Source organism: Arenibacter latericius DSM 15913, assembly GCF_000424985.1.
GTDB classification, from domain to species: domain Bacteria; phylum Bacteroidota; class Bacteroidia; order Flavobacteriales; family Flavobacteriaceae; genus Arenibacter; species Arenibacter latericius.
Genome location: NZ_AUKX01000075.1, coordinates 1 through 9,392 on the forward strand (window position 1 = coordinate 1; position 9,392 = coordinate 9,392).

Annotated in this window: 8 protein-coding genes; all 8 read right to left on the reverse strand. The window is 38.4% G+C overall.

Annotation, left to right across the window (positions count from 1 at the left end; translation table 11 throughout):
- Positions 1-149: 149 nt before the first annotated feature.
- Complete coding sequence (locus H344_RS0116170; protein WP_026811242.1) at positions 150-1,859, reverse strand: SWIM zinc finger family protein; 1,710 nt, start codon at positions 1,857-1,859, stop codon at positions 150-152.
- A gap of 69 nt (positions 1,860-1,928) precedes the next feature.
- Positions 1,929-2,075 (reverse strand): hypothetical protein, encoded by a 147-nt coding sequence (locus H344_RS0116175; RefSeq protein ID WP_157378351.1) that lies wholly within the window; start codon positions 2,073-2,075, stop codon positions 1,929-1,931.
- Positions 2,076-2,261: 186 nt separating this feature from the next.
- The gene (gene recD2, locus H344_RS20600) at positions 2,262-4,802 is read right to left on the reverse strand and encodes an SF1B family DNA helicase RecD2 (protein WP_034256864.1); all 2,541 of its coding nucleotides are present in this window, start codon (positions 4,800-4,802) and stop codon (positions 2,262-2,264) included.
- Positions 4,803-5,375: 573 nt separating this feature from the next.
- Positions 5,376-6,638, reverse strand: coding sequence for a type II toxin-antitoxin system HipA family toxin (locus H344_RS0116185; protein WP_026811244.1), 1,263 nt, complete (start codon positions 6,636-6,638; stop codon positions 5,376-5,378).
- Positions 6,638-6,958: a helix-turn-helix domain-containing protein gene (locus tag H344_RS0116190; RefSeq protein ID WP_026811245.1), complete on the reverse strand. Its 321-nt coding sequence runs from the start codon at positions 6,956-6,958 to the stop codon at positions 6,638-6,640. Before H344_RS0116190 ends, H344_RS0116185 begins: the two co-directional genes overlap by 1 nt.
- Before the next feature lie 172 nt (positions 6,959-7,130).
- The gene (locus tag H344_RS20605; protein WP_026811246.1) at positions 7,131-7,430 is read right to left on the reverse strand and encodes a hypothetical protein; all 300 of its coding nucleotides are present in this window, start codon (positions 7,428-7,430) and stop codon (positions 7,131-7,133) included.
- Between the two features lie 303 nt (positions 7,431-7,733).
- Positions 7,734-8,249, reverse strand: a complete 516-nt coding sequence (locus H344_RS22190; RefSeq protein ID WP_262482295.1) for a tyrosine-type recombinase/integrase — start codon at positions 8,247-8,249, stop codon at positions 7,734-7,736.
- Between the two features lie 114 nt (positions 8,250-8,363).
- Complete coding sequence (locus H344_RS22195; protein ID WP_240485005.1) at positions 8,364-9,077, reverse strand: phage integrase SAM-like domain-containing protein; 714 nt, start codon at positions 9,075-9,077, stop codon at positions 8,364-8,366.
- Between the last annotated feature and the right edge of the window lie 315 nt (positions 9,078-9,392).

Consider the following 9,392-nt stretch of genomic DNA (forward strand, 5'->3'; position numbering starts at 1 on the left):
CATGCAACTTTTCTTTTCATACCTTAAGATACGAAAAACAGTACTTTTCTTAAAATATAAAGCACAAAAAAGAGGCTGCCTTTTTAGACAGCCTCATACGGATATCATAAATCCGTGAAACTTGTCCAATAATAAGAAGACACAATTCGCTAAACCCATTGTAATCTCTGAAATTCTTCCTTCATAGCGGGTCTGTTCTTGTATTGTTGAAGTAAGGATTCCTTTAATTCTTGAGCAGCTAAAAGCCCACCCTTCACACTTGCCATCTTTTTTAAATAGCGCACCAAGGCTTTATATTCATTTCTACCGGTATTAGTAGCTTCAATTTCGATGGCTGATTTATAGAAGCCCAATAATTCTTCCGAATATTCAGGATCCAGTAGATGGGTGAATTCCATGATCATGTAAATATTGTTTGACCCCCCGACAAGCTGGAGCAGTTCTAAGGTCATTCCTTCCTCTATGAAAATCTGGGCCAAATCGTTCGGTGGTATTCCCTGATAATAGCGCTGTTGGCGTTTTTTCAACTCAGTAATCAAGCGATTTCGTTCAAATTCCCAGTCGCCAAGGGGAATGGTCTGCTTAAAATACCTGTAATACGCAATCTCTGAAGTGTTCTCTACAAACAGTTCTCTGGCAAGATTACGATATTGGGTATCATCTCCCAACTGCTTATACACTTCAAGCAATTGCACTTTCCAATCATGAATTGTACCCGCCTCATTTTCTTGACCTGCAATTTGAATACCCTTAAGGATTAACCCTTTAGCCTGATTACAATCATTATCGGCGAGGGCATTATCCACCCGAATTTGGCGGAATTTACTATAATTCAAATACGCGTCAATTATAGTATCAGCTTCCTCGGTTTTTCCTTCGGATTGCAAGAGGTCAATCCTTTTCAATAAATATTCTTGTAAGTAATACTTTTTACTCCAACCTTCCGAATCGGCCAGTTCCTTGATTTTAAGGTCCAGAAATTGATGGGCCTTATTCCGGTGGTTCAATACGATGGCAGTTTCAAAAAATAGCGTTTCTAAATGATCTCCTACACCGTAATCATTATAATCGGAGTTCTGCACTTGTTTATGTAGCCATTCAAAAATAGTGTTCTGTAAGGTTTTTGAATCGGTTGTGTTCAGGATGTTTCCAATCATTTCAAAAGATTCTGCTATGGCAACACCGCATTGACCCGAGGAATCGTCCATGTATTGAATGGCTTTGACACCTTCCATGGCGATGGCAGCTACAATGGAAAAGGCATCGCTAAAATTTCCTTTCCCATAATAATCCTTGGCTAGGATAAGATAATGATCAACATCACGCATGGCCTTGTAACTATGGCGATAATCAATATACCCTCCATATTCATAATCCTCAAAAATCCCATTAACCTGGTATTGGTAGTACCCTATAGTTTCGCGATGGTCTATAGCTTCCGGCTTTGAAAAGGTTGAAACGAAGTGCCGTCTGAACCCTTCATTTTGACTTCCATAGTCACGCACAAAGCTCCTTAGATCCTCCGCACTAGTAGTTTCTATTAAGTGTTCCCAATTATTTTGTGGATTTGGTTGTTGCTGCTCTATATGGGTAACGGATTGTTTTTCCATTATTGCAATAGCTACTGCGGCGACATGTTTACAAATGACCCCGTCGTAAGGGCAATCACAAAAGTAACTACGAACGCCACCTACACCATCAGTTTCAATTTTCACCTTGTAGTTTCCGTAGTTGCCTGAAACCTTTGCAGACCAGGTTCCCTTACTTTTCTCTTGTAATTTTAATACATGGCCATTTGTGAAATATTCTTGGCCACGGCTTATAATTACATCGGGGATTTTATTTATAAATTCATCCATGTTACAATCAGGTATGGGTATTAACCAATATGGCAGTATCTATTTTTATTATTGGACCTAATGGATGAACTATTGAGGAACAAAAAAATTCATTTTTATGGTCGCCTCCAATAGGGCCAAATTTACGCTTTTCATCTTCCCAGCGCCTATAATGAACGAAATTTTATTCTTGGTATGCTCGGTAATCATTACGTAAAGACCCCAATCATGTTTCAAAAATGCTTTTTTTTCTAAAACACTATGGGAAATCATATATTTTTAAATTCTCTTGCAGAGAAAGCATAAAGATTAAAGGGTATCAATAATTTGTTTTGCCTTTATTAATTATTGTAAAACCATAAATGGATGTTTTTTTATAAGAGTCGATATGATAACTTTAGTGCTTTTGAAAAAACAAAGAAATTATCTATCGTTTTGGACGATGGTTTTCAGCATCGTTTTTCTGGTACGGTTATCAATATTTCTGACAGCAATACCCAATGCTTTTCGAGTCCCTACAAATATAGCCATTTTTTTGGCCCGTGTAAGTGCGGTATAAATCAGGTTTTGATAAAGCATATTAAAATGCTGCAACACCACTGGAATTATTACCGCGTCAAACTCACTCCCTTGGGATTTATGAATGGTAATGGCATAAGCCAAATCCAAGTCTAAAACATCTTGTTTTTCGTAGTGTACCTGACGTATATTTTCACCTGCTTTATAGGTGATCTCTAAAGAGTTGGATGGGTTATCAATTGCAGTTATGTACCCAATATCCCCATTAAATACTTCGAGGTCGTAGTTATTTCTTCGCTGAATCACCCTATCTCCGGCACGGAATGTACGGTCGCCAACTTTTAAACTTGCAATTCCTTCTTTTTCTGGATTAGCGGCTTCCTGTACTAGTTGATTCAGATTACGCGATCCCATACTTCCAACCGTCATGGGGGTCATGATCTGTACCTCCGTATGCTCTCCCAAGCGCTCTTTAATTGTTTTTGCATAGAGTCTTACCACCATTTCCGAGGCGGTAAATCCATAATTAATACTGGACCAAGGATGAATCTTTTTCACAATCCCTTTTAAGGCTTCCGCATTTGATTCCGACCGCAATAGCGATTCAATATTGGTGTGCAAGAATTTATTAGGAATATTAAAAATATACGAGCGAACTCCAGTGCTTTTTAACCTTTCTATTTCCTCTTTACTGGTAGGATTAATGTAAATATCCTTCTCCTGGGTGATGGTTTTATACCTATCATCCGATTCCTCATCTCCCTGCTCCCGTAGAAAAGCTAAACCTTCATTATCTATCACATACCGCATTGACTTTCTTATTTTCTTAATGAAAAGCGTTTGCTCCTTGGTCGCTTCTTCCGAATCTATAAAAAGACAATCCACTTTTTTATTCCAGATATCCGGCATATGGATGGGCGATTCTATGCGGGGAATTTTACGCTGAATTATTCCGTGGGCGAATTTTATTATTTGGCTTTCGCTGGCCTGTCTGAACACCTTTTTTAGATTAAAAACCGGCACTTCTTCACTTTCTATCAAATCTTTCAACACATTACCGGCTCCTACCGAGGGCAATTGATTGGGGTCGCCAATAAGCAGTAGCTGTGCTGAAAGAGGGGTTGCTTTTAAAAGGGATGCCGTTATGGAGATATCGAGCATAGAGCTCTCGTCAATAATGACAAAATCCGTATCCAGTTGATCTTCCTCGTTTTTCTTGAATTGTCCTGTGTGTGGTTGCCAGACCAGTAATCGATGTATGGTTTGTGCTTCCTCCCCTATTACTTCACTCATTCGCTGCGCTGCTCTACCTGTAGGTGCTGCAAGGGTCACTCTTTTCTTCATCGCCAACAATAGTTTCACCAAGGCTTTTGTAGTGGTCGTTTTTCCACATCCTGGTCCGCCAGTTAAAATTGAAAAGGGATGTTGGCAAATTCCGTAAACGGCATCAAACTGTTCTTCGCTCAAGGGAAACTCTTGAAGTTTATTAAAGCGCTTCAACCAATTATTAACTCTTTCTGCATCAATGACCACCTCATTCTTAAGAAAAGACCTCGTAATTTTTGCAGTGTGCAACTCATCAAAATACAAGGACTTAGAGTAATAGCATTTCACCGCTAGTTCTTCTTCTTGTTTTAACCGAACTTTTAAATCGTTATTCTTTTCCATTTGGCGTACTACCTCCTGGCACAAATCGGAAAAATCCTCCTTTAAGAGGGTTTTGACCTCTTTTTGAATATTCTCCAACTCTAGGTAGCAATGGCCTTGTTCCCTTGCAGCGGAAAGAACATGACTCACTGCTGCTTGCATTCGTTTGGGACTATTTCTTGCAATCCCCATACTCAATGCTATTTTATCGGCAGAAAAGAAACCAATACCATAAATATCCTTTGATAATTGGTAAGGATTGTTTTCCACAATCCTAATGGCATCATTCCCATAGGTTTTATAAATCTTGACCGCAAATAAGGTACTTACACCATATTCCTGCAGAAACAGCATTACATTGCGGATCTCTCTATGTTCCGTCCAAGAAGATTCTATTTGCTCCAGTTTTGTTTGCGCTATTCCGGGGACCTCCTTCAATCGCTCAATATCACTTTCAAAAACATCCAGGGTATCTTTTCCGAAATGTTTCACGATCCGTTTGGCAATTTTAGGTCCCACTCCATAGATTAGGCCAGATCCAATGTATTTTTCCAATGCCGATGCACTGGAAGGTTTCCGCTCAAAGGTGCTATGCGATTTAAATTGTTCCCCATACTTAGCGTGTTGCACCCATTCTCCCTCAAACTCCATGGTGGCCCCAGCAAATACATTAGCTTGATGCACTGTTACCGTTTTCAATTCATGGGGTTTGCCTATAGGGGCAACCCTCAAAACTGTCCATCCGTTCTCCCTGTTGTGATAGGTTACTCGTTGTATGACCCCTATAAGTTTTTCCATGTTTGACCTATATTGTACACATCCCTGTCAAAAATAAGCATTGTATCAGGGAAATTGAACGAAACATAAAATCAACCAAATCTTAATACCCCTTCAATTCGCATTCAAATACCACGATATCCAGAAAAAAATCGCAGTCTTTTACCTCAACAATATATTATTCTTGAACATCTGACCTTGCCTCCGCTAAATTGTTTCCAAGGTCTAAAAAATCTTCTATAAACAGAGTGGTACTAAATTATATTTTGATATCATACCCAACTCAGAGGGGATGGGTTATGAAAAACAATCAATTCTCCATGGAATGGAATTCTGCTTCCTGTGATCAATCTCACAAAACTGCTCAGTAGTTGGATTGAAAAGGAGTAAAACAATATTAGATCAAAACTTTTTTTGCCATTTCATAAACCCCTCAAAAGCACATATTCACAAGGTTTCATTAATTATAATCGAGGTGATCCAAAATAAACCTCAAAATATTTAAACGACACCTTCAATAAAACTCAGGCGCTACAAGACACCTAACAGCAATTTTCTAAAAGCAAAAACACAAATTAGTTTACAGCTGCTAGTTTAATGCTTAAAGGCATTCTTCATTAATTTCATTTCATTTCTTGGAATACCTAAATCCATCGCTAGTTGTTGCCACTGACCTACATTCTGCCGAATTGTATTGATAATTGCATTAGCTTCTTTTTCTTTTAACCGAAAATAAGGAGCGACTTCCCTTACTACGTCTAAGTCTAAAGCATTGTCATTTTCTGAAATATTAAGTTTTAACCCTGTGCCGTTCGGGGTTGGATTGATATCATAAGCTGGTGAAAGTATCCAGCCTGAATCCGTTAACAGAAATCCGTGATTGCGAAGGTGATCATCCGTATTGGAGATACATACATTAAAAGCAATACGTCTCCATAACTTCTTGAGATCATTATCAACATCAGCCCCATTCTGCATTAAAAATTCCAGCAGTTCTAAATAACTGGCCCCATCTTGATAGTCGGTTCCGTCAGTATATCCCAATAAGATCATGGCAGAGGCAAAATGGATACGGGTACCATCGATCTTCCTATCAAAGCGTTTTGTTAAAAAGGTATGTTGGTGATGCGAAAATTTTTGGATTCTTGATGGTGCCATTTCAATACCGGATTGTATCGCAAGCCGATACGCTAGAATTTCCCAAGCACCTATATCCTGCTGGTCATTTTGGTTTGGAAATTTAGCAATCCACAAACTACCATCGGTGCCTTGTATATTTGCCTTAGGTCTTGCACCTCCTAATGAAGATCCGGGGGCCATTAGCATATTGAGCCATCTTAGGTATTCCGGATTATCTGGGGCATCATCTTTCTCTAGTTGTAGGCTGGCAAATTCAAGATCTCTAAGCGCAGCGAAAGGCGGTGCGGCCATAGCTTCATTATCATCTAAAAAAGAACCCTCCTTTACTGTTTTAAAACGAAGTCCCCCCATTCGGTTATGGTCGTAAACTCCAAGTAGATAATCTGACTCCATTAAGGCTTTAGGGCGACGATCTTCTTTTCTGGCTTTGGCCGCCTCTTTGCGCATCATTAGCACCCGTCCCCATCGATCAGGTGAGGAATCCAAGAAAATACCGAAATTAGATTTCTCATCATTGAGGTATTGGGCTCCTTCGAATAGTTGTAGGTCTGGATCCAAGATCTGGGCATAATCCGATTGCAACCATTCTTTATCATATTCAAAGGAAAATATTTCTTTCCCTCTGGATGGCGTAGCAAATAAACTTCCCATTAAGAATGGAGCTTCAATTCCATCCCAATGTGCATATACAAATATTTCTTTACGCTCCAGTGTCATTATTTTTTGATGTTTTTTGGGCCGCGCTCCTTTACGGTTAGAGCGGCATCTTGTAGTTTCCTACCCAATACATCATCGTCGGCCAAAAGCAATATATCCTTCTCCAACCCTAATACTAACAAAACTTGGAGAACAATACCTAAAGAAATTGAAGGACTTCCTTTTTCTAGGGAAGAAAGTGTGGGACGAGAAATTCCTGCTCGCTCTGAAACCTGATCCATTGTTAGTTTCCTACGTAAGCGTGCTAACTTAATATTTTCTCCCACTGCTTGTAAAAGCTTCTTATTTTTAGGCAGCAATACCATCCTGCTTCTAGACATAACGTAAAACATATTTTACAAATATACACTAAAAAGCAAATTCTACTTTACGTTACTGAAAAAATATAGAAACCTATTATAGTCTTTATTACCGACATGCTGAAATTAGATTCTCTAATCGCTTCTTTAGTAGAGCGTTATCTTGACGGTTGGTTATTGGGTTTTTACTCATTTATTCAAATTTCAACGCGTTGTATTCTTTGGCTGCTTTTTTAACGGTTTCCAAAAAGTCTGTAAAACTTGGACTATCTTCCGGAATAATATTGGTTTGCATCGTTTTATAATCGTCCACCCAAGCTTTTATAAAATTTTCTAGTGGGATAAGGTTAAGATTTGGCGGGAATAACGTACCGTAATCAATACCACGCATCCCATTAAATCGTTCCCTATGCTCAATAATAGAGGTTTTCAGTTCTTGGCTGGAAGCTTTCTCTTTATGTTCGCTATTACAGATTCTAGTATTGTCGTACAATTGCCTACTTAAACGTTCTACACGTATTTTTTATTAGGCTTATTAAATTCTTCGTGCATCAAAAACAATTTTTATAAATAGGTGCGTTCTGGTGTTTACACAGGGGACAGTTATGGCCGATTAATAGTTGGATTGTAAATGACTAAAACGGAATTAGTTCAAAACTTCAGACACTTCACTATTCTCCAAAAAAGTATTCACAAAGTTTCAATTACTATATTGAGAGGCTCAAAGTGAACCTCTCAATATTAAAACAACACCTTCAATAAACTTGGGTTATACACGATACCTAACAGCAAATAACTAAGAATTCAAAACTGCATCCAAGGCATCATCCGCATCCCTATGGATAAAGTTAGCCTGATAATTAATGGTAGTTTGTAAGTCGCTATGGCGGTATAGCTTTTGTAACATTAAGGGCGAAATGGCATCACCAGCAATGTTCCCGAAGGAATGGCGTGCAATGTGGTTGGAAAGATTCTTTTCAATCCCGCATTTTTCAGCTATTTGCTTTAAGCACTTATTGAGAATTTTGGTGGCATTCCGTGATTTCACAAAAATATCTCGCTTACTAGTTGTATTTGCCTCCTTTAGATAGGGGAAAATAAAGTCATCATTGGATAATTGTAAAGGTTTATACAAGTCCAAAATCACTTTTGCCTTGTCGGGAATTTTAAGACTTAAGGGCTTTTCGTTTTTATTCATCACATAATATAGACGACCATCCTTAAGATCGGACCATTTCATTTGCAACACATCCGAGATTCGCATGCCCGCAAAATAAAAGGAAAACAACCAGACATTCCGCGTATGCCACATAGAAGACTCCTCTTCCAGATGCACGTTCTCCAATCGCCCAATTTCCTCTCTATTTAAGCCAATCTTATGGCCAGACTTAATACGAATACGCTCCTTCTCTCCCGAAAACGGATATTATCTAGCGTCCACTATCCCTTCCTTTATGGCCGCATTAAAAAGAGTGCGGATAAATACAAGCTGATTCGTGACGGTTCTGGTTTTCTGATTTAGATATGAAATACAAAATATTTTAAAATTGCTCAAAAAGGATACAGTTACATCCTCAAAATATAAGGAGGTATCTTTTTCAAATTGTCGTCTTACCTCCTCCGTAAAAGAATAACCAGGTTTTCTAGATCTTCCCACACGTTGACGCCTACGCTCTTTAATCCCATTTACAACTGTTTCCCGTTCTTCAAATTTATTCCATTTCTTAAATTCCCGAAGATTATACAGAATCGATAAATCTGGTTTACACACCGAAAACACCCCTGCTTGATACTTGTTTAGCACCCTTTGTGCTCCAAATTGAAATAAAGAAACGCTGCCTCCCTTTCGCTGCACCTTCTTCTGAATTTCCTTACTTGTAATATGTTTATCCGCTATATCTGCTTCCAATACAATTCTTTCTGCTTCGGCTAATTTAACGAGCAAGTAATTATTGAGTCTTGTAGAGTTTCGATAGGATTTTTTGACCTTGCACAAGTCCTTATTCCAGTCCTTTTCTAAAATATATTTACCTGTGTACACAAATCGCGTTTTGCGATTTTGAGTAATGCGAATGGCAAGTGGTGAGGTTCCATCTTTTTTAGCGAAATTTGTTCTGAGAACGATTCTAATTGTTGCCATTATTTCCAATGATTTTACCTTAAAGATAATGAAAAGCAACTAATTTACTGTACAACATATGTACAACATTTGGCAGTTTTATATGGTTTTACCTGTATTCTAATTTTTACTAACTCACTGATTTCAAGTAATTTAAGCTTTTTTAAGACCATTAAAAACCAATATATTCTGCTCTCATAACCCGAAGGTCACTGGTTCGAGTCCAGTTCCCGCTACTAAGGAGGCTGTCTAAAAAGGCAGCCTCTTTTTTGTGCTTTATATTTTAAGAAAAGTACTGTTTTTCGTATCTTAAGGTATGAAAAGAAAAGTTGCATG